18 protein-coding genes and 3 pseudogenes are annotated in these 24,132 nt (G+C 61.7%); 3 read left to right on the forward strand and 18 right to left on the reverse strand.

From position 1 onward, the window contains the following. The 3 genes and pseudogenes from AC04SF_RS29405 to AC04SF_RS29415 all read right to left on the reverse strand — a co-directional run. Window positions 1-268, reverse strand: a pseudogene (locus AC04SF_RS29405) (hypothetical protein); the annotation flags it as partial. Between the two features lie 1,322 nt (window positions 269-1,590). Further along, window positions 1,591-1,863, reverse strand: a complete 273-nt coding sequence (locus AC04SF_RS29410; RefSeq protein ID WP_488480625.1) for a hypothetical protein — start codon at window positions 1,861-1,863, stop codon at window positions 1,591-1,593. 230 nt (window positions 1,864-2,093) lie between these two features. Continuing rightward, window positions 2,094-2,476: pseudogene (locus AC04SF_RS29415) on the reverse strand (hypothetical protein). Between the two features lie 1,460 nt (window positions 2,477-3,936). Between AC04SF_RS29415 and AC04SF_RS29420 the strand changes: the two are divergent. Beyond that, the gene (locus AC04SF_RS29420; protein ID WP_488480626.1) at window positions 3,937-5,232 is read left to right on the forward strand and encodes a DUF2130 domain-containing protein; all 1,296 of its coding nucleotides are present in this window, start codon (window positions 3,937-3,939) and stop codon (window positions 5,230-5,232) included. 194 nt (window positions 5,233-5,426) lie between these two features. Here AC04SF_RS29420 and AC04SF_RS29425 read toward each other — a convergent pair whose 3' ends face one another. The 3 genes from AC04SF_RS29425 to AC04SF_RS29435 form a co-directional block, all read right to left on the reverse strand. Beyond that, the gene (locus tag AC04SF_RS29425; protein ID WP_023819777.1) at window positions 5,427-5,735 is read right to left on the reverse strand and encodes a DUF736 domain-containing protein; all 309 of its coding nucleotides are present in this window, start codon (window positions 5,733-5,735) and stop codon (window positions 5,427-5,429) included. A 691-nt stretch (window positions 5,736-6,426) separates the two neighbouring features. Beyond that, window positions 6,427-7,353 (reverse strand): ArdC family protein, encoded by a 927-nt coding sequence (locus tag AC04SF_RS29430; RefSeq protein WP_488480627.1) that lies wholly within the window; start codon window positions 7,351-7,353, stop codon window positions 6,427-6,429. A 338-nt stretch (window positions 7,354-7,691) separates the two neighbouring features. After that, window positions 7,692-8,279 carry a hypothetical protein gene (locus AC04SF_RS29435; RefSeq protein WP_488480628.1) on the reverse strand — a complete coding sequence of 196 codons (588 nt, stop codon included), beginning with the start codon at window positions 8,277-8,279 and terminating at the stop codon, window positions 7,692-7,694. 510 nt (window positions 8,280-8,789) lie between these two features. Between AC04SF_RS29435 and AC04SF_RS29440 the strand changes: the two genes are divergently transcribed. Beyond that, window positions 8,790-9,098, forward strand: coding sequence for an alkylphosphonate utilization protein (locus AC04SF_RS29440; protein ID WP_488480629.1), 309 nt, complete (start codon window positions 8,790-8,792; stop codon window positions 9,096-9,098). Window positions 9,099-9,122: 24 nt separating this feature from the next. Here the strand turns inward: AC04SF_RS29440 and AC04SF_RS29445 are convergent, their stop codons facing one another. From AC04SF_RS29445 to AC04SF_RS29500, 12 genes are all read right to left on the reverse strand, one after another. Beyond that, window positions 9,123-9,359, reverse strand: a complete 237-nt coding sequence (locus AC04SF_RS29445; RefSeq protein ID WP_488480630.1) for a hypothetical protein — start codon at window positions 9,357-9,359, stop codon at window positions 9,123-9,125. Between the two features lie 74 nt (window positions 9,360-9,433). Next, a complete protein-coding gene (locus tag AC04SF_RS29450; RefSeq protein WP_488480631.1) occupies window positions 9,434-10,318 on the reverse strand; it encodes a DUF7007 domain-containing protein in 885 nt (294 codons plus the stop codon). Then, on the reverse strand, window positions 10,315-10,791 hold the full coding sequence (locus AC04SF_RS29455; RefSeq protein ID WP_488480632.1) for a hypothetical protein: 477 nt from the start codon (window positions 10,789-10,791) through the stop codon (window positions 10,315-10,317). The genes AC04SF_RS29450 and AC04SF_RS29455 overlap by 4 nt, the downstream gene beginning before the upstream one ends. 97 nt (window positions 10,792-10,888) lie before the next feature. Then, window positions 10,889-12,634: a ParB N-terminal domain-containing protein gene (locus AC04SF_RS29460; protein WP_488480633.1), complete on the reverse strand. Its 1,746-nt coding sequence runs from the start codon at window positions 12,632-12,634 to the stop codon at window positions 10,889-10,891. Between the two features lie 615 nt (window positions 12,635-13,249). Then, complete coding sequence (locus tag AC04SF_RS29465) at window positions 13,250-13,720, reverse strand: Ros/MucR family transcriptional regulator (RefSeq protein WP_488480634.1); 471 nt, start codon at window positions 13,718-13,720, stop codon at window positions 13,250-13,252. Window positions 13,721-14,140: 420 nt separating this feature from the next. Further along, window positions 14,141-14,329: a hypothetical protein gene (locus tag AC04SF_RS29470; protein ID WP_488480635.1), complete on the reverse strand. Its 189-nt coding sequence runs from the start codon at window positions 14,327-14,329 to the stop codon at window positions 14,141-14,143. Window positions 14,330-14,651: 322 nt separating this feature from the next. Continuing rightward, the gene (locus AC04SF_RS29475; protein WP_488480636.1) at window positions 14,652-19,754 is read right to left on the reverse strand and encodes a helicase-related protein; all 5,103 of its coding nucleotides are present in this window, start codon (window positions 19,752-19,754) and stop codon (window positions 14,652-14,654) included. Between the two features lie 82 nt (window positions 19,755-19,836). Next, window positions 19,837-20,235: a DUF3085 domain-containing protein gene (locus tag AC04SF_RS29480; RefSeq protein WP_488480637.1), complete on the reverse strand. Its 399-nt coding sequence runs from the start codon at window positions 20,233-20,235 to the stop codon at window positions 19,837-19,839. Between the two features lie 10 nt (window positions 20,236-20,245). Further along, on the reverse strand, window positions 20,246-20,851 hold the full coding sequence (locus tag AC04SF_RS29485) for a DUF1419 domain-containing protein (protein ID WP_488480638.1): 606 nt from the start codon (window positions 20,849-20,851) through the stop codon (window positions 20,246-20,248). A 324-nt stretch (window positions 20,852-21,175) separates the two neighbouring features. Continuing rightward, window positions 21,176-22,075 carry a DUF3991 and toprim domain-containing protein gene (locus AC04SF_RS29490; RefSeq protein WP_488480733.1) on the reverse strand — a complete coding sequence of 300 codons (900 nt, stop codon included), beginning with the start codon at window positions 22,073-22,075 and terminating at the stop codon, window positions 21,176-21,178. A 181-nt stretch (window positions 22,076-22,256) separates the two neighbouring features. Beyond that, window positions 22,257-22,445 carry a hypothetical protein gene (locus AC04SF_RS29495; protein ID WP_488480639.1) on the reverse strand — a complete coding sequence of 63 codons (189 nt, stop codon included), beginning with the start codon at window positions 22,443-22,445 and terminating at the stop codon, window positions 22,257-22,259. Between the two features lie 484 nt (window positions 22,446-22,929). Continuing rightward, the gene (locus AC04SF_RS29500) at window positions 22,930-23,568 is read right to left on the reverse strand and encodes a hypothetical protein (protein ID WP_488480640.1); all 639 of its coding nucleotides are present in this window, start codon (window positions 23,566-23,568) and stop codon (window positions 22,930-22,932) included. A 347-nt stretch (window positions 23,569-23,915) separates the two neighbouring features. Between AC04SF_RS29500 and AC04SF_RS29505 the strand changes: the two are divergent. Then, window positions 23,916-24,023, forward strand: a pseudogene (locus AC04SF_RS29505) (MucR family transcriptional regulator); the annotation flags it as partial. Between the last annotated feature and the right edge of the window lie 109 nt (window positions 24,024-24,132).

Raw genomic sequence — 24,132 nt, forward strand, 5'->3', positions numbered from 1 at the left:
GGCCATGGATCTCGATCGTGTCGCCGTCGATGACAGATGCGACCCCAGCAATTGCTACCGGTCGCGACGTTACCAAGTTCTGCAGATTGATTTCCGGCAGCGCCCCGCTGTTGTGCATGACAAACTGCGTCACCAGCGCGGAAGTCGCAGCCACCGTCACGAAGACCAGCCGCATCGGCACGCTGGCCCAGCGTCGTGCGAGCGGGCGTCCTGCGCCATTACGTTTGCGCCACGGCCCCGACCGATCATCGTAGCGGGATTTGTCCAAGCCCCTTCTCCCCGGCGCAAGAATGCGCCCAAAACAAACGGAAAGTCCAGAATCCTATCGCGACCGCGTCAACGGCTCGCTTGTTCTGAAATCGCACGGACATTGCCGCCCCATAACCTGTCATGAAACGGCTTCTATTCGCCAATTTGGCCTGCTTTAGCCGTCGCTCGAACAAACGCTCCGCAGGACCGTTACCTTCATTCGGGAACTAACTCTGGCCCGACCGAAACAATTTATTGCGCAAGCATGATGCTGACTGACGCTACGATGGTGACGGCTTCGCCCCTCCTCGACGAAGAGGCCAGAAAGGAGGCCGTCTCTGTGAGGTATATGGGCGTCAGGCTATGCACCAAGAGGTCGGCGGGCACTTGTCAGGCGATAGGTTAGGTGGAGTTGACAGCGAAGATTGTCAGGAGCACGACGAAATTCTCGGCGAACCGTTGAGACGTTCGACAATTCACCCGGCCGCCACTTTGTCGTCGACCAGCATGGTGATGACATCGCGCATGCGACCTTAACTAATGCGCTGGGCCAAAAAAGTTCCCGCCATGTTCTGTCACGATCCCTGTTCCTCTATGCCACCGTCGCCGCCGTTCTGGCTTTGATCTTTTGTCTGTCGGGAGGTCAGGACGGCGGCGGGCACACAAGCGACTTGCCGGATCCGGCAAAAGCGGCCGGGCTGCAGCGACCAAGACTTCGGCTTGTGCCGAGGGCAGCGATGATTACTGCTTCCATGCTTGGCATCTTGGGCGGTGAGCGACATTGCCTGTGTCGGCTGGATGCTGGCGGCCATTGAGGAGCGAGTGGACGAACGACACCTCTCCACCTGGCGCCAGCTCCGCAAGTCGTCAACAAGACGCTCACAGCGCTTCCCTTGTCCAAGCTGGCAGTGCATTGACGGGCAAACGCGATCGGAAGCGCACCACTTCAAGGGACATCGCCTTCGCCCCGATCGATGTATGAACGCAAATTCATCATATGCGACAGGGAAGACGCGAGCCCCAGCGCGCCATGGTCAAAACGCTGGCGCAAGCGCTCCCGTTCACGCTCAGAATCGTCGGTAGCAGGCGTCCTACTCCTGCGTTCCAGCATAGCTGCATTGCACAAATAGTGTTTGCGTATCGCACAACTTTTAGCCAATAAGCCTATAGCTGATGCACGCGATGGTCTCCTCCCATTCCATCGTATCAGCTGTTCCCCTCTGAAGGTTTTGACCTTCACACCTAAAGGGCCTCGGTTTTCCGATGGCCCTATTTTTTGGGGGATCCGAACGTCATTGAATGGCAGGCCGCCCGATCGCCTGGTTCATAAGGCTTTGGGTGTCATTTCGCCCTGGCGGAACCGATCCCTTCGGACAAAAGCCTTACCTTTGCCAATCTTCTACGGGCAAGCGTTCGCGCTAGAAGTTCAAAGCCGCGCCCGTAACATTCAACAATGAAAGCCAGCGTCATCAGATCGAGCAGAAAGTCGTCGATCGCATGTGTGAGCGCATCAGACCTTTGTTGGAATTGCAGCAGCAAGGCGCGCGCTTCTTCGATCGCGGCTCGACAATCGTCTGCGTCTATCAGTGAATCGATTCTGTCCAAGATCTGCAAGCGTCCCCACTCTCCCCCAAGCTACACGCACGCATCGAACGCCGCTGATGAGTGAGTTTTCAACGAAAGAACATAGTCGCGTCTCGCGAAAAGCCATCGCTCGGCAAAGCGCATGTTGATGAAGCATGCCGCGTCAAACGACAAGCAAGAATCCGGGCGCCAGCCAAATTGGGCTATCCTCAATCGCAGCGACGCAGCCGCCGGTCGACAATCAACGCCATTCGGAGCGGCTAGAAACGGGCGAAGTGACCTGAGCTGAAGCCTGGCTAGCAGGATGCTGGCCGTTTCGCGGTGGTCGACCCTGGCTTGCTCGCTCAGCGCAGACGCATTCCAGGCAGCCAATGCCGCGACCAAAAGGGCGGTGTCCCTACTTACCGATGCATCCAAGTTGTCCGTTCTTCCCCATCACGATTACTGCTGTGCCGGTCACGCCATATCCAATCGCAGCCATCCGCTGAACGCAGTTGTCGCCGTCGACGCGAACATCAAACAGAACAGAACCGCCAGTTTTTTCCGCGGCGTCAGCCACACGATCGCCGAATGGTCGATTGAGGCCCTCGATATTGCCGAGTGACTGCTCAAACAAGGCCAGTTCAACATGCTCCGCCACCATGGCGGCGAGAGTGAGCGCAGGCTCGCGCAATCGGCAAGACGCCAGCTCTGATTATCCACATACCAGCCCAACTCTCCCGCCTTTTCATGGGCACGCCTCGGCGCGAAGGCATCGTCTTGCTTGCGACTGAGAACAAGAACTGCTCGACATGCCCTCGCATCAAGGCCCGCGACAATCCCGTCGCCACCGTATCTTGCCGGACTGTTTCGACGCATTGGCGTAGGCGATTGAACAATTGGCGGCTGCGACCGCATGCATGCGGCTCCAGGATGACAATTAGACTTTGCTAATATATTCTATGAAGTATGCGGGGGGATGTCATGAGACGGCCACGATGACGTATCGCGCTGGCGTGGATTGTCTTGGCTGGCAATGCGGATGCTCACGATTGGTACACCGGCAAGACTGATCCGGTTCTGCAATATGATTGCTGCGGCAACAAAGATTGCCATCCGATAGACTCGCGCGATGTCAGAGAGACGAAAGACGGCTATTTCGTCAGGCTGCCTCGCCCTTCCTATCTGAATGAGCCACAAGAGCCAGAGTGGTTTATCCCCAGGGAGCGCGTCCAAGCCTCACCCGATGATCGCTACCATCTCTGTGAGCGATTGATGACCTTCTATCGAACGATCATTCCGCATACGAAGTTTGAGGCCTACCAGAGGTTCAGATAGACGTGTTTCTTCGCGCCCAAGGGCACGAGTTCAATCGAGCATGGCCGGTAGAGCTTCTTCACCCGATCCCAGTCCCGCTCCACCGGATGAATGCGCATTAGCGGAAGTTAAATTTCGACTGTTTCGGCTTGCCGCAAATTAGGGTCTCGGTGGCATAACTCGGGCAGGACTTTCGGGGTGGTCAGGAAGACTGATGCGCGGGCGGGGATGGATCAAGGCGTTGCGTCAGGACGATGCCCGACAGGTGCGTGCGCACATTGCCGAACTTGAGCGAAACCTCATTGAGACCACACCACAGGGGCGCCATCGACGTTTCGACGCCGGGAATGACCTTGGCATTGCGAAATCCCGCCTGGAGCGGCTCGAGGAATGTATCGCCGCAATACCGGAGAAATGCGGGCGCTAGTGGAAGCTCGCCACTCGAAAGCTGCCGCGAGGTCCAGCCGGACCGTGCGTCGGTGCTGCCGTCACAAGGCCGGGCAGGCCGAAGCCGCAGCAAGGATTCCGGCAGCCCAGCAGACGACAGCGCTGAGTCAGCCTCAACCCGTGTTTGATTTCATTCTCGGGTCAAGTTCCCGCGGGATGCCGATCCGATCGCAAAAGAGAAACAGTCATTCGTGGAAGACGGCGGATTCACCGTGCCGTTTTGCGGGGATTTGGCGACGAAATAGGCGTTCCGTCCTTGCGCTGGGGATAACACTCTTGTTCGCTCTTTGTTCTTTTACAAAAGAGAGCGGTAATATATAGTCTGAGACTACATCAGCCCTCAGTGAGTCAGCGCGCCAAATGACTGTCCAGCCAAGGATTCTCAATGAACCGACAATCAGCTGCCCAAGCTGCAAAACGGAGATCAAGCTCAACGAGTCGCTTGCGGCGCCGCTGATTGCCGCCACCCGCGAGGACTATGAACGGCGCTTGGCGCAGAGCAACGCGTCAATGGCGGCTCGGGAGGAAGAGCTTAAACGCGAGCAGGCCGCGCTCGACGCCGCCAAAGAGGACATAGGCAATCAGGTCGCTGAGCAAATCAAGCTTGAGCGTGCCGCAATCGCGGTCGAGGAAGCCCGCAAGGCAAAATTGCTGCTTTCGGTAGACCTCGAGCACAGGGATAACAAGCTTGCCGAGTTGGAAGCGACGTTGAAGGCGCGCGACGAAAAGCTCGCCGAGGCCCAGCAGCAACAGGCCGAATTCCTTAAACAGCAGCGTGCGCTTGACGATGAAAAGCGGGAGATGGCGCTGACCATCGAAAGGAAGATCCAGGAAGGATTGGACGCCGTTCGCGTAAAGGCGAGGTCCGAAGCCGAAGACGGACTCAAGATGAAGGTTGCCGAAAAAGAAGAACAGATCGCCGGCATGCAGCGCCAGATCGAGGAGTTGAAGCGCCGTGCGGAACAGGGTTCTCAGCAGCTGCAGGGCGAGGTCCTCGAGCTTGAGCTCGAGGCCCTCATTGCGAGCCGGTTCCCGGTGGACATCATCGAGCCGGTCGCCAAGGGCGAGTTCGGCGGAGATGTCCTGCACCGCGTGGTCGGACCGGCCGGCCAGCCATGCGGCGCCATTTTGTGGGAATCGAAACGCACCAAGAACTGGAGCCAAGGTTGGCTTGGGAAGCTCAGGGGAGATCAACGAGCCGCGAAAGCGGATATCGCGCTAATGATCTCGGAAGCGTTGCCTCCCGGCGTGGAAACCTTCGATCTTATGGACGGCGTCTATGTCGCCCATCCCAAATGCGCGATCCCGATCGCCATCATGCTTCGGCAATCCCTGATCGAGCTGGCCAACTCCCGCCTCGCCCAGGACGGCCAGGCCACCAAAATGGAACAGGTCTATGGCTATCTGACCGGTCCGCGGTTCCGCCATCGCGTCGAAGCGATCGTGGAGAAATTCTCCGATATGCAGGCGGACCTCGCCAGGGAACGCAAGGCCACGACACGCCTTTGGGCCAAGCGGGAGGCTCAAATCCAAGGCGTGATCGAGTCGACCGTCGGGATGTACGGCGACTTGCAAGGTATCGCCGGAAAGGTGATGCAGGAGATTGAGGCCTTGGATGTGCTGGCGATTGAAGCCTCTTCGCATGAAACTGAATAGGAGGCCTTCAGGTCGCCCTAGGCGATCAGGACTCCTCACAACGACTTAGCCCAACTGAGACGCGACCAGAAGACGGCACTAGCCGAGCCCCTACTCCGCAGCCATCGCTTCGTCAGGCTTTCTCGTTCGGCATGCGGGCTTGGTTTGGGAACGGCCGAAGGCCCCGCCTTGCGGCGGAGCCCTCGTCGAGGCGATCAGTCCCGGTTGGGACGAGACCAGATCAGCTGCAGGCCTTCCTCGCCTTCCACCTCGATCAGGGTGGCGTAGATGGGAGCGGGGAAGCTCGGGTCGTCCAGCTTGACCGAGAGATAGTCGCGGCCCTCGTTGGAGACCTTCTGCCAGGCGGCTCCGAGATCGACGCTACCCGAGTAGACGCGGAAGTGGGGGCCTTTGTCGGAAGGGTTCTCGACGCGGATCAGCTTGGCTTTGACGTTGAGGTTGAGGGTTTTGATGGCTCCGGAAAAACCGTTGCCGTTTGAGGTGAATGTGCCGATGGTAGCCATTTGTCGTCTCCTTGAGTTTCTCGGGCCGCGACCACCGCGACCTCGATGGCGGTCGATGGACCGGAGGCGATCGGCCCGCACCCACCGGGGTCTCCATTGCGCGTGCGCAATGGGGTGGTCCTTAGGGCCGCAACGACAGTGAAGGGCAGCCAGGGCGAGGCTTTCTTGTTCCGCGCGGAATGACGGCGCAGCCGTCAGGGGAAGAAAGTCGCGACCGGCTGTTGCGGGTTTAAGAACGAGGCGCAGCGAAGCGAAGACGGCCTTCGGTCAGACCAGCCCCATCGAGGACGCAGATGGTGCGCCTTTCCATGAAACCGCCGGTCAGACGACAGGCGAATCCACCGGCATGATCACCGTAACCGCAGCCAAGGTGAGGCGCCATCAAACCTGACGCTCCCGACAGGCGCCATTGCATAACGAAAGAGCCGGAAAGGGAGGCAACCCGCCTTACTTCGGTCAGTGACACTGGCCGACTTGCGAAACTCCGGGGTCCGGCGTCTGCGCCTTCAAGATAGATGGCCGCCAAGGTCATGGAAATGCCCATCTCGGGCTGGACGTCGGAACGGGTCGGCTAATCTGTATCGGCACGCCGGGCTACTACCCAAACTGATTGGTGCCAAGGCGAGGACACGAAGGCGGATGGGGGATGGCTCCGCACCACCCCCCCCGACATCGATCGGAGAATGCAACATCATGCCGCCTCCGCGATCTGTGTCGCATTCGGCTGGAGATCATGCAGATAGTTGACCGCCCGCTGGGCATGCGCGGCCGCGGCGAAAATAAAGCGCTTGTCGTTCTTGAGAATTTCGAGCCAGTTCGCAAGATAGCTTGCGTGATCGGGTCTCGGCTCGAGCTCGGGAACGATGCCGAGATCGGCCGCCAAGAAACAACCACCCAGATCTGCCACAAGTTCCTCGTGGGCCCTGAAGGAGCGATCCTTGTGATAACGGGAGAGGTTGCGATCAAGCCGCTTTTCCGACCCAACCCAATGAGTCATTTCGTGTCCGAGGGTCGCATAGTAACCGGGCCCGTCGCGGAAACTCGCAAACGGCGGCATTTGCACAATATCAAGAGCCGCATTGAAGTACGCTTCGTTGCCACCGTGGCGGATGACGGCCCCGGTATTTGCGAAGAAGGCATCCGCATGTTTGATCCGCTCCACCGGATCGGACACCGGCGCGGGATTGCCGTAATATTGCGTGGGCAAGCCTTCGATCTGGTCGGCACAAAACACCGTATAGGCCTTGAGGAACGGAATTCCGCGCTCGACCTCTTCGCCTTGGGCATCGGTCTCTGTGCGTACGATGCGACTGGCGTAGACAACCATCGAACCGGTCTCGCCTTTGCGGACATGACCGCCCAGCTCGACGCTCTGCTTGAAAGTCATCCAGGTCGGGGACACGAAATCCCTCGCAACCGCCTCCGACCAAAGAAGCAGGGTGTTGATCCCCTGATACGGTACGCCGTTATGACGGAGTGGGCGTGTGATGCGACCGGTCGTATTCGCGGCGCTCCAAGGTTTGACCCAGGGACGCACGCCCTTTTCCATATCCACGACGATGCGATCGGTGATTTTCGCGTAGATATCGACGCGGGATTTGTTGCTCTTCCTGTCCATTTGCCGGACCTCCATTCGAGGCCGCGCCAATCGCGGCCGTCACGAGGTCCGAATGCGCAGGACCGTAGGTGCGCGAACCCGCGTAGGATCGATGGGGAAGCTGAGAACCATCGCTTGCGGGCCGCAACGTCAGTGGAGGACGGCGCAGCCGTTTCGCGGGACGAGGACCGGAGCAGGACCATCATTCGTGACGGCCGCGATTGGCGCGGCCTTAATGACTTGCCGTGTCCGTCTTTGAGTTCGGTGCCTTTGGCCCACGCAAAGAGGCCGGTTCCCGAACGGAAACCAGCCTCAGTGTGAGAAGATCGGGCGGGAGCCGAAGATCCGCCCGATGGCAGTTAGCCGAGGGCCGCCATCTGGAGATCGGCTGCCTGCCGGTTGACGGTCTGGCCGGGGTTCTCGGTCTGGCGTTCGTAGGGCTTCCAGCTCTCGCCGACGATGTGCTCGTAGGCGGCAACGGCGCCCTCGGCCGCCATGCGCAGCGCGTGTGCCTGAAGGCCCATTTCAGCGGCGAATTCGCGCTTGCGCTGGGCCTTGCTGTCGAAGCCGACCGGACCGTCAATGTCCTCGTCGCGGGTGTCATTGGCGAACCTGGCCGTGGCATCCCTCGCCTCGGTGACGGCCTTCGAGTAGAACTGGCCTGCTCCAAAGGCGGAGCCGACATAAGAGCCGACGATCCTCTGCAGGTGGATCTGCATCGCCTTGTCGGAAAGGCCTTCGGAGAGTGTGTCTGCACCATCGGACAGGCTGCGCTCGTGGAATTCACGGATGCCGTCGCTGTCGAGGACGGAGAGGCCAAAGCTTTCGGAAATGAGGGTGGCCTGGTGGCCATCCGGGCAGCAGAGCCGGACCATTTCGAGGGTGGTGCCCTTGCGGAGCTGGCCGAGGCGGGCCTTGGTCTTGGTGGAGCGGGGTGAACTGGACATTGAGCTTTCCTTCTAGCGATGCCCTTCAGGTGTTCCGGCCCCTGCCGGTCTTCCCTGCGGGTGCGGTCAAAAGGAACCGGCGGAAGCTGGACGCTTCAGGGTCCGGAGCCTGCCAGGCGAGCAAGGTTGGCTTGCGGACAAGCGGGGTCAGTTCTTCACTGGCCCTGCGCGGGACGCGGGCCTGCCTTGCCGAGATCGGCGGGGGCCGGCCGCCCCGCGGCGCGATAGCGGCCTTGAAGCGGACAGCCGCCGGTTCAGACCGCAGCAAACCCGCCGGGACGACCGGCAAGGGATGAATTCGGATATCGGCATCCACAAGGAAATGCAGTGTTCAATTCCCGCGGCCACAAGATCCGCCTGCCCGCCAGACTGCGCGAGGGACGCGGTTTGAACTTCGATTCCTGCCGGTATAGATGAGCTCCGCTGGTCCGCCGCTGCGGATCGCCTCTTTGGCCTGTTCCCATGTCGGGCAGACAGCGTAGCGTGTTCAACTCCGAAATGAGGGCAGCAATGAACGATCAGAATGACGACTACGTCTACGATGACACGACAGGGGAATGGCGACCAGCATCGGAGATGGCTGCCATCGCAGCTTCCGCCGGGAAAATTGAAGTGCGCGATGCCGCCGGCAATGTGCTCGCCGACGGCGACTCCGTCGTCCTCGTCAAGGACCTCAAGGTCAAGGGTGCCGGTCAGACTCTGAAGCAGGGCACGGTGATCAAGTCGATCCGGCTCACCGACAATCCCGAAGAAATCGATTGCCGGCATGATGCGATCAAGGGGCAGGTGTTGCGAACGGAGTTCGCCCGCAAGCGCTAAGCAGGCCGGGGTATCAGGCGCGGATCAGGTCGGTGACAGTCTGGCACGCAGTGCCTTGATAGCAGCATCTTGCCTGGCCAGTTTGCGTGAGAGCGCGTCGATCTCGTGCTGTCTCTCCAGTGTGATCGCTGCGAGGTTCGATCGATAGCTTTCGAGAAAGCCCCGGGCATCAGCAGGGCTTCGGCGTCGGTGGCCGATACGCTGGAGCTTGAGCTCCGGAATGATCGCCGTCATCCGCCCCATGATCTGCCGGTCGATCATATCGAGCTGGCGCTGTGTCCGGCGCCGAGCCTCCTCCATGCGAAAGAGCTGTGTGCGGCGATCAGGGATAGACATTATGCGTCCCTCCCCTGCCAATCCATGAAGCTCGATGGCCCGCCATAGACACGATGGCGCGCGACATCGATGACGAATACAAAGCGGCCGACTTGGTATTCGTCGGTCCCAACGAGAAAGCGACGTTCCTCAGTGCCCGGTCCACGCTTGCCGCCAGGGGTCGCGATAACTTCGGTGAAACCGGCCTCGTGCTCGGAACGGATCGCCGACACCACGACCCAGTCATCGGTATGCTTCTCGAAAAATGCCCGCTCGTCCTTTTTCTCGGATTGGCCGGGTTCGAGCACCCTCTCGTGGATGGCCTCCCAGGCATCCGGGTACCAGTCGCGTATCGACTTTTCCGCACAAGCGTTCTCGAAGTCCGTGAAGAGCTGGGGGAAGGCTTGGGCGACGGCCGCCCAATGGCAGTCCTCTTCATACCAGCAGTCATTGGCACGGAGCATCTCATGGACGTTGCGATTTCGCTCCGCCGACAGATGGAACCCGCCATGGCCTACCGTTGAGTGGGCCACGACGCCCTCGGCATAGACGGTCGCTCCCTGCGACGTTCCCCACGGCGTGTGGGCACGCGAGTGGATCTCACGACGCCCGAGAGCAGCGCGCTGCTGCTGGTGGAGGGCGTTCTCCTCGACACGCGCGCGAAACGCCGCCTCATCGGCAAGCTCACCGGCATGGCCGTAGAAATCGCCGCGCGTCCATTCGGCCATGGACCGGCGGATACGCCAGCCCGTGACAAGATAGTGCCGGCCATCGCGGGCTGGAACCATGGCGAAGGCGTGGTCACCGACAAGGGCAACGCAAAGCCCATCGGGGCTTCGGCCAAAAGAAACTCCCGGAAAACCGGGAGTTTGCAGAACATAGGTGTCAGAAGTCGGCGCAGTCATGGTGCCGTCCTCCCCTCCACAGCTTCCGGCGCTGCGGTGTCGGCCGTGACTTGCTGCAACACGGCGTTGGGATAGCCGTGGCGGGTAAGCCATTCCTCGGCCGCCCTGCGATTGGCGGCAAGATGGACAAGCTCGGCATCGTCGCCAGCGCCATCGAGAACGAGAACCGCGCCGATGGCGGGCCGCTCCTTGACCGAAAACCTCAGGTCGCTGTTGACCGAAAACGTCTGGTGGACGCGCAGCACAATGGTTCCTTGACTGCCATAGTCACCCTTGTGCAGGGTGATCGAGGCGGGCAGCGTCGTACTGCCGACGCGGGCCTCGGCCCGTTTGCGGATCAGGCGGCCGCCACTGTTGCGATTTTCCCAGGCCGCGAGCTTCTTGCGATGCCGCTCTGGCGGGCGTGGGGATCCGTCGGAATAAGTCACGATGGAACCGAGTGGTACAAGGTCATAGATCAATTGGGCGGACATAATTTTCTCCGTGGTGCTGATGGTGGAAACAGAACCGCCGCCGGTGATGTGCCGGCGGCGGAATGATCGTTTGGAGGAAAAGGCAAGGCGCAGCCGCCTACTCGGCGGCCACCTTGTATGGCTCGATCTGTTCGTCAGCGAGGTCCTCGTCTCGTGCTGCGGCGTCCTCGCCGACGTCGTCATGCGCGGGCTCGACACCATTATCGCCGTCGAGCTCGTCCTGGTCATCCGGCGTGCCGTCGTCCTCGGGCTGTTGCCTGGCCTCGTTCGTCTTCAGCCATGAGGTCAGCTTTTCCGGGGTGGGCGCAAACCGCGCCGACGGGTGGACGAAGCGGCCTTCCCTGAAGTGCTCGACCAGGGCCGAACGGGTGTCCTTGACCTTCTGACGGGGCAAGACGGATGTATCCGCGCAAGCGGCTTCCAATGCCTGCCGCGACAGGCATGACAGGAAATCCTCCGTCCCCATGTTGGCCAGGAAGCTGTCGGCGGCGATGACGTCGCCGGCGACACGGGCGACAACGCCGCTGTCCGAGCGATTCTCCCTGCAGGACAGAACGTCGATCAGCAAGGACCGCGCGGCGATACGCAGCGTGTCCATGTCGAACGCGAGCTTGCCCTCCTGGTCGAACAGGCGCGCGGCATGTTCGCCGAGGCCTGCCGCCCCGTAATACGAGATGTCGCGGGCACCCGATGCCACTGTCACATTCTGACCGGCGAAAGCGAGAACGAGCAGCGCCATCAGCGTGTCGTCCTCGATCGGTGCGCGCGACAGGGCCTCGTGCAGTGCGTCGGTACGAAGGTCGCCGATCATCTCCATGCCTTTGCGCGTCACGTCCGGACGCGGCTTTGCCGTAACGACGATATCATCGCCATCGACCTCGACATCGTCGCCATTGCTGTGCTTGGACTTTTTGGCCGCCGGCATGCGGTAAGCGACCGACTGCACCTTGCCGTCGCGGTCAAGATACATGGCGGTGTGATCGGATTTCGACGGCTTGCCGTACACACGCTCGGCCTTGGCCGGCAGCTTCGGCTCGCCCCACTGGCCGGCTTCCACGATCACGCCACGCTTGGGCACAGCGTTTGCCATCCACTCCTGCTGGGCGCCAAGAAAGGCCTCGACATCCGTCGTATAGCGGCTGTCCTCGTCGGCCGGAGCAAACAGGTCCTCGACCCAGGCAATGCCGTAGGCCTGGGCGAGATCGTCACTGAAGCTGGCATCGCGCGCGTACATGCGGCGCTTCGTCAGGCCCTGCGCCACGCTCCACCATGACACCTGGGGATCGGCCTTGGACGGCTTGTGCTTCTTCCAGACCTCCTTCTGCTCATCAAGCGAAGCCGACGCGATGGTGCGCAACTGCTGCTCGTTGGGCATGTCGCCTTTGGCCATCTGGTCCAACATGGACGGCAGTACGTTGGCGAGCAGCCGCAGCTTCCTGATCTGGCGGACGGGAAGCGCCAAAGCGACGGCGATCGCTTCCTCGGTCCATCCGAGTGCGACCAGTCGCTCGATCGCACGCCATTGGTCGACGGGATTGAGCTGCTCATGCGCCAGTGTCTCGGCCAGCGAGCGCATGGCGCCGCCATCCTCGGCGCGATCGATCACCAGCACGGCGATTTCTTCCAGACCCGCGGCAATCGCCTGCCTCACACGGCGATGCCCGGCGTCGATGACATAGCTGTTGCCGCCATCCGCTTGCGGCGCCACGACAGGTGGCTGCACGATGCCGACGGCGCGGATGGTAGCCAGCAGCAGCGCGTCGGCCTGCGGACTCGACTTCGAACGTCGCGCCTTGTCGGGGTTATCCTTCAGCGCACGCGGATCGACAAACTTCAGTTCCATGGAGATGCTCCTTCAAGGGGTTTGCGGACGCCGCTGATCGCTGCGTCCTTCCTCGTCTTCTTCCCGAAGACATCCCCCGGCCCGCGGAGCGGGCGGGCCGGTGCAACCGCGGCCGAGCATCCCTGCCCGGCTGGCCGAGCGGGGCTAACAGCCCTGCGCAGGACGACGCGGCCGGGATCGCGAGCGGCGCGGTTGAGCGCCAGCGTCAGCGGCCCGCCCGATCTGCGAGCAGGTTTTATTCTTCCTCCGTTTTCCTTTCCTCAAACCCTGCGACGAAGACCGGGGCATGGCGATAAGCGGAACGACGGTTCTCTGTCTTGGCGCTGCGGCTCCGTGACCCAGCTGGTAGGGAAACCAAGGCATTGTCCCATTTCGGGACCGAAGTGCTGGCATTGCTCTTGCTTCGGACGTGGTGCCGGTTGATCCCGGTCCTGATCGTACTTTGATCAGGTGTAGGCTCGCCGGGCTTGAGGTGGCTGGGGTTTCTTCGCCCGGCGAGTTCCGCCACGCTGAGAACAAAGGCCGGCGCCCTCGCTGAAGCTTGTCCGCATGGCGCCGGCAACGGGCGGGATTGGTATCCGCCGCGCCTTGACATAGGTAAGTCGTTGCGTAGCGTCAGGTGGTGGCGGACACTTTGGCTTTCCGCTTCGCAGGTGCCTTCTTGGCTGGTGCGACGGGTTCAGCCTTGCGCCCAAGCCCAATGGACTTTGCCAGTTGCGAGCGCTGAGCGGCGTAATTCGGAGCCGTCATCGGATAATCGCGCGGCAAGCCCCACTTCTCGCGATAGGCGTCCGGCGTCAGCCCGAAGTCCGTGCTAAGGTGACGCTTCAGGGATTTGAACTTCTTGCCGTCTTCGAGACAGATAATGAAGTCTGGCGTCACCGACTTCTTCGGGTTGACTGCGGGAGTTTGCGGCTCAACCACAGGCGCGATCGGCGTACCAAGCCCGGACAGAGACTTGTGCACGGATGCGATCAGTTCAGGCAGGCCGGTAGCCGGTATAGGGTTCTTACTTACGTAGGCGGATACAATCTCCGCAGTAAGCTCGGCTAGTTCGGCGGGGAGGTGGTCGGATTCTTCTGTCAATGTGTCGGTCCTTTTGTCTGATTTGTCCCATCTCTATTTGAGCAATGTCCAGTACGCAACCGGACCTGATCTATTCTAAGCCAATGATGGCGGCCGGCTTTGCGGTGCTGGGCGGCAGCCATGCCGAAATTGATGCTTTCTTTTTGGCCGCAGTAGGCCGTAGACCAATAAAGCTGACGACCTATCAGCCATCTAAGTGACCGATCTATTATATGCCGATTAGCTAAAATAACGGAACGTCCAACGGACAAGTAAGGAACCAAAGCGGTTACGTCAGACCTTTGCTTGCATGCTGCAAGACTTTAGTCCTGCCGTCTGATTGTAAAGAACGGAAGTTGATCGGCACGACATAGGGCCGTCGCACAACGGATCAATATCAAACTGAATTTAGGCGGCTATGGTGCGAAAGCGGAAGTCGGGTCAGATCCGCTTGAAGTCCTTAAGGCCCAGGCGTATCCGCTGGCCTTCCGCGAAGGCAAGGGCGAGCGATTCCAGGACGAATGATCGGGTAAGTTCTTCCCCGCCCCCAACAACACGGACGAACCACTCGCCCATGGCCTCGACTATCTCAACGGACGTGTCGTTTGCGCCGGCTTTGGTGTCGTCCATCGCAACTGCCTCGTGTCTGGATGGGGACAAGACGAAACGATATGACTGCTCGCCTTTCAAGCGCTAAAAGGCCGGCGCCTGCTTTTGCGGGGGGCTCTGGCAGACGCCGGCCGGACGGTCCAATCAGGTCCGCCGCAATGATCCAGTTAGCTGATTTTTGACGTTACGTCATGTGGTCTGGCTGGTCGGAGCCGAGAATTACAGAAGCGTGGCATCAACATGGGTAAGCAGTTCGGGGCGCCTCCTGCATCGCCTGCACCCGAGCGGCCTTTACCTTTGCCGCCAGTCATGGCTGACAATGATCGGCCCTGTATCGAACTTGCTATGCGGCTGAACGCGGATCCTGGCCATCAATCGAAGCCGCAAGATCGGTCTCGATGTCCGCAAGCTGCCGGCGCTTCTCAGCCAGTTCACCCGAGAATGCGAACTCGCCGCCCTGACGCGAGCGATAGGAGGTGAGCCGGCGCTCGGCATCCTCAAGACGCTGGCGGTATTGTACCTGCTCGCCCTCGAAGCCAGCCAAGGCATGCTCGAGCCGGGCGACGGCGCCAAGCGGCGTGGTGGTCACCGGCATCTCGATTTCATGATCGGCGCCGGTGCGCATCAGCATGCTGGCATAGCGGTAGCCGTCCTTGCCGAAGCGCTCGCCGGAATATCTGAAATCAAACCCGCCGATAAAGGCGATGGTGGTTTGGCCTTCTTGCCTGTTCTGCACGAGGGTCAGGATTTCCTTCATCAAAGCGCGACCGGCGAGTTTGCGCTGCGTGAACGCGTCGCCACGGACCACCATGCTGAACCCATCGCCGGTCGTCGGCACGAGGCGCGCGATATCCTTGCCAACCTCGCCGATGCGGCTGGTCGCGTATTCGATATCGCGCTCGGCATCGCGGATCTGCCGCCGAACGGCGTGCTCATCATCAATGTGGGCCGCGCGAAGGCGCTCCAAGCGGGCAATGTCTGCCTCCAGACCTGCCTTTTGCATCAGACGCGGATCGCCCGAGGCGATCGCTTTGGCAAACGCGAACTGGCTGGCCTGCCCCTCACCGATATCCTCCAGCCGCCGAATGGACGTGTCTCCAGAAAGGGCTGCCGCGATGAACCGGGCCTTGCGCTCGTTGTTCTGCCACATCTGGGCGTCCATCGATCCTTCCGTGGCGTAGGCGAAGATGTCGATGACATCGTGCTGATTGCCCTGCCGCAGGATACGACCTTCACGCTGCTCGATCTGGGAGGGAAGCCACGGCACATCAAGATGATGCAGCGCCTTGAGGCGGAGCTGCGCGTTGACGCCGGTGCCCATCGTGTCGGAGGAGCCGATCAGGAACCGGATTTTTCCGGCCCGCACATCACCGAACAGGCGCTGCTTGGCCTCCGCCTTCTTGAAATCCTGCATGAAGGCAATTTCCGATGCCGGAACGCCCCTGCGCACCAACTCGTCGCGAATCCAGCGATAAGCCGAAAAGCCTCTGGTTTTCTCGACGCTGATCGTGCCGAGATCGGAGAAGATCATCTGCGCTGCGCCCGCGAGTTCGAACGGCTTGCCGTCGGCGCGGAGATAGGTGCTTTGCGCCGTTTCTTGCCAGATACGGAAGGCATTGCCGATCAGGTCGTTGAGCTTGTTGTCCGGCTCATTGTCATTGTCCGGATCGACCAGGCGCAGGTCGATAGCAGCGTGCCGGCCATCGGTGATAATCGAGAGCAGGATGTCGTCACCAGGCTCCGCCGGGCGGTCACGTTCCTCGATGGCCTTGATGCGGGCGTCGAGCACCATCTGGTAGCGCTTGAAGGCCGCGGACGGCTTGGCGGTGATGATCTGACGCGCTCCGGTCGAAAGCGCCGGCACCTTCACATATTCGCGAAGGTCTTGCGGCATCACCACATCCGCGAAGGAGCGGAACATTGCGATCAGCTCCGGCACGTTGACGAAGGTGGCGAAGCGGGTCACCGGCTTGTATTTGCCGGATGGCTGCAATTCGAGTTCAGTCGTGACGTCGCCGAAGGTCGAAGCCCAGGCGTCGAACTCGTGCAGGCCGCGCTGAAGCAGCGCCTGGTAACCGAGATAGCGCTGCACCGAGAACATCTCGCCAAGCGTGTTGGTGATCGGTGTGCCGGAGGCCAGCACCAGCGCCCGGCCTGGATTCTTCGTCTCCACGAACCGGGATTTGACATAAAGGTCCCAGGCCCGCTGCGAGCCGTTCGGATCGACGCCCTTGAGCGTCGACATGTTGGTGGCGAAGCTGAGCTTCCTGAACTCCTGGGCTTCATCGACGATGATCTGGTCGACGCCGATCTCGGAGATGGTGAGCAGGTCGTCCTTGCGGGTCGCCAGCGCCTCCAGCCGTTCCTTCAGCCCCTCCTTGAGCCGCTCGAGACGCTTGCGCGAGACGCGGTCGTCGCCCTCGACCTTGGTCAGCAGCGTCTCGTAGAGTTCCAGTTCGTCGTGGATCATCTGTTGCTCGAATGCCGACGGCACCCCGATGAAGCGGAAGGCGCTGTGCGTGATGATGATCGCGTCCCAAGCGGCGGTCGCCGCACGCGACAGGAAGCGATGTCGCTTGGCTAAAGAAAAATTCGTCTCATCGGCGACGAGGATGCGGGCGGTCGGGTAGAGCGCCAGAAATTCGCGGGCCATCTGTGCAAGGCAATGGCCGGGAACGACCAACATGGCCTTGGCGATCAGGCCAAGCCGGCGCTGCTCCATGACGCCCGCGGCAATCGTCATGGTCTTGCCGGCGCCGACGGCGTGGGCGAGGTAGGTCGAGCCGGCCGACACGATGCGCCAGATCCCGCGCTTCTGGTGCCGATAAAGAGAAAAGGCGCCGGAGGCGCCTGGAAGTTGCAGGTGATCGCCGTTGAATCTTCGGGGCGCGATGTTGTTGAAGCGGTCATTATAGACCCGTGCCAGCCGGTCGGTCCGGTCGGGATCGGACCAGACCCAGTTCTGGAAAGCGGTCTTGATCTTCTGCAGCTTTTCCTTGGCGGCTTCCGTGTCCACGACATTGAGCACGCGCTTTTCAGCCTGGCCCTCCTTCACCGTATCGAAGATCTGCGGCACCCGGCTGTTCAGCGCGTCGGCCAGGAGCTCGCCGGCATGACGGCGATCGGTGCCCCATTCGGACGTGCCGGCCGCCATCCATCCCAATTGCCGCGCTTCAACCGTCCACGATGCCAGCTCCGGCATATGATGGATCCTGATCTCGGCGCCCATCGTCTGCGTGACGAAGGCGGCAACATCGGCGGCGGGAATCCATGGTGCGCCAAGACGCGCGGTAATGTCGGAAGGGCGAAGATCGGCCGGCTGAACCTCGACCAAGGCACCGACATTGCGTTCGAAGACGGGGTCGAGGGCGGCGGCGGCTTGTGCGGCCTTGAGCTTGTCGCGGACCTGGCCGGAGAGATAGGCGTCGGCCGCTTGCCAGGAACCGGTCTCAGGATCGCGGTAGATGGCGGCGCCGAGTTCGGCGATGACTGCTTCGGCATCGGCGTGCAGCAGCTCGGCGATGTGATCGATATCAACATGGCCGCGTTCGTTGAGCACGACGGCAAGCGCATCGGCGGCACTTGTGATGATGGGTGCTGCTGGCGGCGCGATGACGCGCTCGGTGAAAATCGGACCCGGCCGGGCGGTATTGGTCTCAAGATCGTAGTCTTCGATGGAAGCCACCAGCCAGCAATCGGGATCGTCAAGGAAGGGCTGGAGGTTCGGCCGGCGATGCACTTCGCGGACCTCGCCGGTCTCGGTGTCCTCGCTGGTGGAAACGACGGTCGTGTTGATGGGGCCGAAGGCGCGCACAAAATTCGACCAGGCGATGCGCAGCCTGACCTGGGCCGGCTTCCAGGGCCGGTCGAACTCCTGCGCCTTCAGGACTTCACGCACGGCATCACGGATGGGGATCAATTTGCGGATGATCCGCGCGTTCTTTTCGGGCACGCCTTCGCCCGCCCGGGCGTTGCGCACGGTGATGGTGACGGCAGCGCCATCGATCATCTGCGCCAGGGCGGCATTTTTCGCGACGAAGAAACTGCCCTCGCGCACGCCGTCGCCTTGCGGCCGGGCATCGACGGCATCGGCGCTGTCCTCGGCGTCATGAGCAATCTCATGATCAATCTTGGCCGGCTCGCCGTTGTAAATGGCTTCCGGAAGGAGGGAGATCGCTGCGGTGAGTGCTCGCTCCAGATCGACGCCGGGATGGGGCAGGCAGGAATAGGCCTCGCCGTAAGGCCCCGAGATCGTGGCATGCGTGCCGAGCACGAAATCAGGGTGGCGCGCGAACCAGCGGTTTACGCGGATCGCGCCCTCATCCGCGGTCGCGGCCCGAACTTCTTCGGTGTCGAGCCATGACAGGTCGCCCTCTGGCTCGCCGATCCTGCGCTTGCGGAAGAACAGGATGTCGACCACGACATCCGTGCCGGCGTCAGCCCGGAAACTGCCCTGAGGCAAGCGGATGGCGGCGATCAGGTCCGTCGACTTCGCGATATGCTCGCGGGCGGTCGTGTCCGCCTTATCAAGCGTGCCGCAGCTGGTGACGAAGGCGGCGAATGCCGCCGGCTTCAACAGGTCGACGGAGCGCGCGATAAAATAGTCATGCAGCCGCAATGCCATCGACCGATACGCCCGATCGGAGCGCACCCTTCGATCCGAAAACGGCGGATTGCCGATCGCAAGATCGAAATGTGACGGCAGGTCGGTGCGGGCGAAATCGCCGGCTATGATCCGCGCTTGCGGCTGTAACAGCCGCGCGATACGCGCGGTGACGGGATCGAGCTCGATCCCGGTGACTTGGGAGACGCCGCGCAGGGACTGCGGCATCAGCGCCGGAAACAGGCCTGTTCCAACACCAGGTTCAAGAACCCGACCGCCGCGCCACCCGAGACGCTGGAGGCCTGACCAGATCGCCCGAATGATGAACTCAGGCGTGAAATGGGCATACTGGGTGCAGCGCGCGAGCGAGGCATAGTCGATCTCACCGACGGCATCTTCCAGGTCCGAGCCGATGTCGTCCCATCCCTTACGGAATCCGAGCTCGCCGGGACGGCGGAAGACACCATTGGCAAGGTCAGACGCGCCAAAGCCGGTGAACCGGATCAACCGCTCCTGCTCCTCCCGCGTGGCAGGACGCGCGTCGGCCTCGATCTCGGCGGCGAGCCTGATCGAAGCGATGTTGTCCCGGGCTCGATCCTTCCAGCCACGTGCCAGCCCGCGGTCGCCGGCAAGATGAAAGTTCAGTCCATGAGCCCGCCCAGGTTTCGACGTCGGTTGCATGGCTGCAACCGCCGGCGTGACCGGCGAAGGCGTGGAAGAATCGGGATCATCTTCATCGCCCGGCCCGAAGTCAGCCGCGAAGGCCGTGACGCCAAGGCCAAGTCCGGAAGAAATGGCCGTGCTGCCGAACAGGTCGATGGTAAAGGGGTCGTCATGAGCCATGGAAATCTCCTTGGATTTGAGGCGAGCACGATCACGCGGACGGCGTTCACGTCCGCTGAAAGAGCTGGCAGGTTTGCTGGGGTTAGCGGGCGATCAGCGAGAGCGAGACTTCGGTCTCGGTGAGTTCCACGCGCAGGTGCGTGCAGCGCAGGTTGCGATCGAACAGCGGGATCAGTTGCTCGGCGTCGATGAATTCGATGCCGTCGTCACCGCCGAAATGGCGCTGCTTGTAGTGAAACCAGTCGGGGTTGCCGATCGGGTGGCATTCTTCGGAATAGCAAATGAGTGCCTTCTGGCCTTCGGCGAGCTTGCCGTTCGAAAGCACATACACGCCCTCGTCACCAACCAGCCATAGGCCGGGGATCTCGCCCTGGCCGGGCTTGAGGCCATAATAGGGATTGCGAAAACCGCCGTTGTTGGCGGCATCGGTTTTTCCGCGCTCGACGACCTTGCGAACTGCAAGAATGGGAAAAGTGAACATCGCTTCCCCCTCACGCGGCAACGGCGGCGGGAAGGTGGCGCAGATGCACCGGCAGCTTCGCCGCGATCTCATCATCGGTGAGCTCGTCGAGCAACTTCGGCATGGCGCCCTGCCGGCCGCCATAGCAGAGCACCGTGCGCTTGCCGCGATGCTCCGGCAGCCAGCGGTCCCCGGCATAGCCGCGATACTCGTCGTGCGTGGCGCTCCAGATATGCTCCAGCCGCTCTTCGCGCGTCATCGCCTTCACCGGCCAGGACTCGCGCTCGACGATGGCATCGCGCATTTCGGCAGGCGACCGCGAGACATTCAGGTCGCAATAGGCATGGAAGTAACGCATTTTGCCGTCGATGCGCAGCGTGTAGAAGACGCTGGTGATGCTGTCGGTAAGGAACTCGCGCAGCGCGAACATCTCGCCACGCATCCACAGCGGTGGCAGGATCTCCAGCATGTAGTCGTGCTCGCCGCGGCCTAGTTCAAACCACTCCCCGCTATAAAGAGATCCGGCATCGCCGTGATCCCGGTTTGGGCGCTGCGCATGGCGATCGAACATGCGAAACATCTGCCGGCGGTCGGCGATGCCCTGATAGACTTTACGATTGGGAAAAAGGGGGTTCATTTGCGGGCTCCTTCACAGCCTCGTCGGGCCTGAGCGCGCAGCACCCTCGTGGATGCCCATCATCTTCAGCCCTTCATGACCCCTCCCCTGCGGCCGCCTCTCCGTCCGGGCGGGTCAAGGGCCGGCGCAGCCGGGCGAAGCTTCACCCTTGCACGCGACCGGCGGGCATGCGGCAGCCGGGTGTCCTTTCCTTTTCTCCCTTCTTGCCCTCCCCAACTTGGGCGGTGCGAACCGGCTGTCATGGCAACGTGTGCACCCTTTCGAGCCGACATGACTATGGCCGGCGATCTTCAATCCTGCACCGCGGTTGAGTGATCGGCGCCGTCATGCGGATGCCGCGTCCTGCAGCATCGCGTTCCAGTCTTCGGCGCGCGGCTTCAGCCGCTCAAAGTCACAGGCGAGCTCGCCGGCAAGCTCACGCAGCCTCGACACGAATGCCTCGCCCTGCGGGTTGGCGTCGGTGGCCGCTACAAGGCGCGTGTTCGGCCTCCCCGCCAACTGGCGAAGCGCTTTGTCCGTCGCCGGGGACCAGCCACCGCCGGTGCTGGCATACAGCGTGTCGCGCCGGATCCGTTCGAGCGCGGCCAGACTCATGGCATCGATCGCAGCTTCGCTGACGCAGACCCGGGTGGCTGTCACCGACCCCAACCGGAACAACACCTTGCCGCCTCCGGCCGCAAAGCCACGCCATTGCGGCCCGCGCTCCTCCCAGCCGGTGACGAGACCGGCCGCGTCGCTGTGGGCGGCCCACATGCTGCCGCGCGGGCCTTCCCTCAGAACGTTCTGAGCGATCGCAGTCGCGATGACCTGTTCGGGAATGCGCCGCTCGTCGCGCAGATAGCGCCAGGTCGCCGAGCCGCGCCACGGCTTGCGTCGGGCCGCCCATCGCTTCGGAACCGCCTGGTCGGGTCCGGTCTTCCAAGACTGTCGTTTCCATGCCGGCTCGCTCGGCACGAACCCCGCAAGCGAGGCTACCTCGAAGAGGGCTTCCAGGAAATTGCCGCCGTCCAGATGCTGCACCAGCGAATAGACATCGCCCTTTCGATCCGACAACGGGTCGAACCATCCCTTGCCGTCATGGATGACGATGATGATATCGTCGCCACGACGGTATTTGACCGCTTTGCGCGTGCTTTCCTTGGAGTCGACCGTGAAGCCGCCGCTCTCCAGCACCGCGGCACAGCCGACCCGGCCGCGCAGCGCTTCTATATCCGTCTTTTCCATTTTTCTCTCCCGGCAGCCTTCCGGCCGGCCTTTCTTCAAGTCAATTTCTTCCGCACAATTGGCGGAACACCTCGCAACCGCCGCGAAGAGCAAAGGGCGCAAGGGCGCGGCTTTTGCCGCGGCGCAGCCTCCCTTGCGGCCTGCCGCTCGCAAGCGGCACGCCGCGGCCGGGGGGACCGGTTCAATGAACCGGCCGCCCTCCTGTGTATGGGCAGTATTCGGCGATCGCGTCGACTTCGTCGCCGTCGAGGTCGTCAGCAGGAAGAACGCCGTATTCGTTGTCATCGACCCTGAACAGGATGACCGGTGTCATCAGGGTGCGAGCGAGGTTCCAGGCGTGGCTCTGAGCGAGGCTGAGTTCGTGCGACATGTGTTTGGCTCCCGTATTCGCGGGGACCATTCCCCGCTCGACAGGCGCCCGTCGGGTCCAGCCGGGACCGCGATCATCGCGATGGCGAAGCCGTGAGCGACGGCACGCTCGCGTAGTCCGACCCCGCAGCGGGTTGATCGGCAAGGTCCGGGCTGGAACAAGGGAGTTAAGCCGAAAGAGCGGGAAATGGGCCCTGCACAGGAGCTACGTCACTCGCCACGAACCCTCGCGGATTGATGCCTTCGGCACTCGCGGCTGACTTATGCTGGCTTCGTCAACGGCCAGGCGAAAAACCGTTCTTCCTTTGCCGACGATGCCGCCACGATGGTGGCGTCCGCACAAGGAACCCCATCCGGGCAACACCATGGCCGATGAGAGGCAACGTCGAGCCTGATCTGGCTGACCGCCGATAGCGTTGTCGCCTGGGTTTTGCGGTAAAGGAGCTGCAGATGCTGCGTATCGAGGTCCCTGTATGCTGATCAAATCACGACCCGCTCGGCAGCTGTCCCTTGAGGCGAGCGCCGGCGAGCGCGTAGGCTATCTCGTCCTCGGTCCAGCCGGATTCCGCTGCGCGGTGAACCAACTGCTGGAGGACCGGTTCCAAGGCGAGCTGGCATTGAAGGTCGCGGTCCGGATGGTCACCCGGGCAGCTTGGTTCCACGATCGCTATGCTTGATCGCTTCATTGCAGGCCATGGGCTTTCGCCCTTTTCTTTTAGCCACACGAGGCGTGTCAGCTCGCGCGTTGTCCGTGCGCGGCCCGGCAACCGCTTCATCTTGTCAACCAGACGCTCCAGCGATCCCGCGCGTTCCAACTCCTTGAAGAAATGTTGAAGCGTGCTGGGACCTAGCTGGCTCGTCCGGGCCAGGTTCCACACATAGGGATAGTCAACCATGAAATCGGATCGAGGCGAGGTCTTGTTCGGTTCAGCCTTGGTCAGGATGCCGCCGCCCACGAACCGATCGGCCCTCTCGATGATTTGGCGCAGCCTCGTTGTGGATAAGCCATGTTCCTGCGCCAGGTCGGCGAAGCGCTTGCCCTTCAGAAAGCCTTCGACCAGAGCGACGTTCCTATCGCCGGTGGGGCTAAACCCCCAACAGGCGCGCAGTTTTTCCAGCATCATCGCGTTCGTAATCCGGTGGTTCGCGCCCCTGCAAACCCTAACTGTCCAAATCGGCGCTTGGAGGGCCCAAAGAGCCACGTCATGGCCCGGTGCGTACGTTGCTGCGAAAACCACCAACTGACAGGATAATCAGGGAACTCCTTTTCTGACCTTGCGGGCGACGGCGGCCATGTGAACAAGAAACATTCCGGCGATACCATAATCGTTGTCGACCGCCGACCGGATGCGCCTAAGTCACCGTTGAAGCGCTAAAGCCAATTCTGACTCGGTCACGTGACCGCCACGGCGAGCCGCCCAACTTGTGCACGACGCCGGGAGGGGCAGCCCTATAGCGGACGAAAATCGTCAAATGGAGTCTGCCAGCAGATTACCCTATGGTTGCGTCGAATGGCGGCGCTGCGCGCTTGGCGTTGGCCCGGAGCATGGGGCTCGGGCGCAAACCGAAAAAGCCGAAACGCCGTCGCCGACGAAGCGGATCCAGCGAGGAGGTTGGGCGGCGTCCGTTGCCTCACCTCGTCTCGGTTGGCACACGAGAAAAAACCAGACCATCGCCGGGAAAATGCC

It is taken from the genome of Mesorhizobium sp. CNPSo 4671 (assembly GCF_057784245.1).

What these genes read in the sequence shown, in the direction of transcription:
- AC04SF_RS29420 (WP_488480626.1), top strand. Translation starts at nt 3,937, where the DNA reads ATGACTGTCCAGCCAAGGATTCTCAATGAACCGACAATCAGCTGCCCA.
- AC04SF_RS29425 (WP_023819777.1), bottom strand. Translation starts at nt 5,735, where the DNA reads ATGGCTACCATCGGCACATTCACCTCAAACGGCAACGGTTTTTCCGGA.
- AC04SF_RS29430 (WP_488480627.1), bottom strand. Translation starts at nt 7,353, where the DNA reads ATGGACAGGAAGAGCAACAAATCCCGCGTCGATATCTACGCGAAAATC.
- AC04SF_RS29435 (WP_488480628.1), bottom strand. Translation starts at nt 8,279, where the DNA reads ATGTCCAGTTCACCCCGCTCCACCAAGACCAAGGCCCGCCTCGGCCAG.
- AC04SF_RS29440 (WP_488480629.1), top strand. Translation starts at nt 8,790, where the DNA reads ATGAACGATCAGAATGACGACTACGTCTACGATGACACGACAGGGGAA.
- AC04SF_RS29445 (WP_488480630.1), bottom strand. Translation starts at nt 9,359, where the DNA reads ATGATCGACCGGCAGATCATGGGGCGGATGACGGCGATCATTCCGGAG.
- AC04SF_RS29450 (WP_488480631.1), bottom strand. Translation starts at nt 10,318, where the DNA reads ATGACTGCGCCGACTTCTGACACCTATGTTCTGCAAACTCCCGGTTTT.
- AC04SF_RS29455 (WP_488480632.1), bottom strand. Translation starts at nt 10,791, where the DNA reads ATGTCCGCCCAATTGATCTATGACCTTGTACCACTCGGTTCCATCGTG.
- AC04SF_RS29460 (WP_488480633.1), bottom strand. Translation starts at nt 12,634, where the DNA reads ATGGAACTGAAGTTTGTCGATCCGCGTGCGCTGAAGGATAACCCCGAC.
- AC04SF_RS29470 (WP_488480635.1), bottom strand. Translation starts at nt 14,329, where the DNA reads ATGGACGACACCAAAGCCGGCGCAAACGACACGTCCGTTGAGATAGTC.
- AC04SF_RS29475 (WP_488480636.1), bottom strand. Translation starts at nt 19,754, where the DNA reads ATGGCTCATGACGACCCCTTTACCATCGACCTGTTCGGCAGCACGGCC.
- AC04SF_RS29480 (WP_488480637.1), bottom strand. Translation starts at nt 20,235, where the DNA reads ATGTTCACTTTTCCCATTCTTGCAGTTCGCAAGGTCGTCGAGCGCGGA.
- AC04SF_RS29485 (WP_488480638.1), bottom strand. Translation starts at nt 20,851, where the DNA reads ATGAACCCCCTTTTTCCCAATCGTAAAGTCTATCAGGGCATCGCCGAC.
- AC04SF_RS29490 (WP_488480733.1), bottom strand. Translation starts at nt 22,075, where the DNA reads ATGGAAAAGACGGATATAGAAGCGCTGCGCGGCCGGGTCGGCTGTGCC.
- AC04SF_RS29495 (WP_488480639.1), bottom strand. Translation starts at nt 22,445, where the DNA reads ATGTCGCACGAACTCAGCCTCGCTCAGAGCCACGCCTGGAACCTCGCT.
- AC04SF_RS29500 (WP_488480640.1), bottom strand. Translation starts at nt 23,568, where the DNA reads ATGATGCTGGAAAAACTGCGCGCCTGTTGGGGGTTTAGCCCCACCGGC.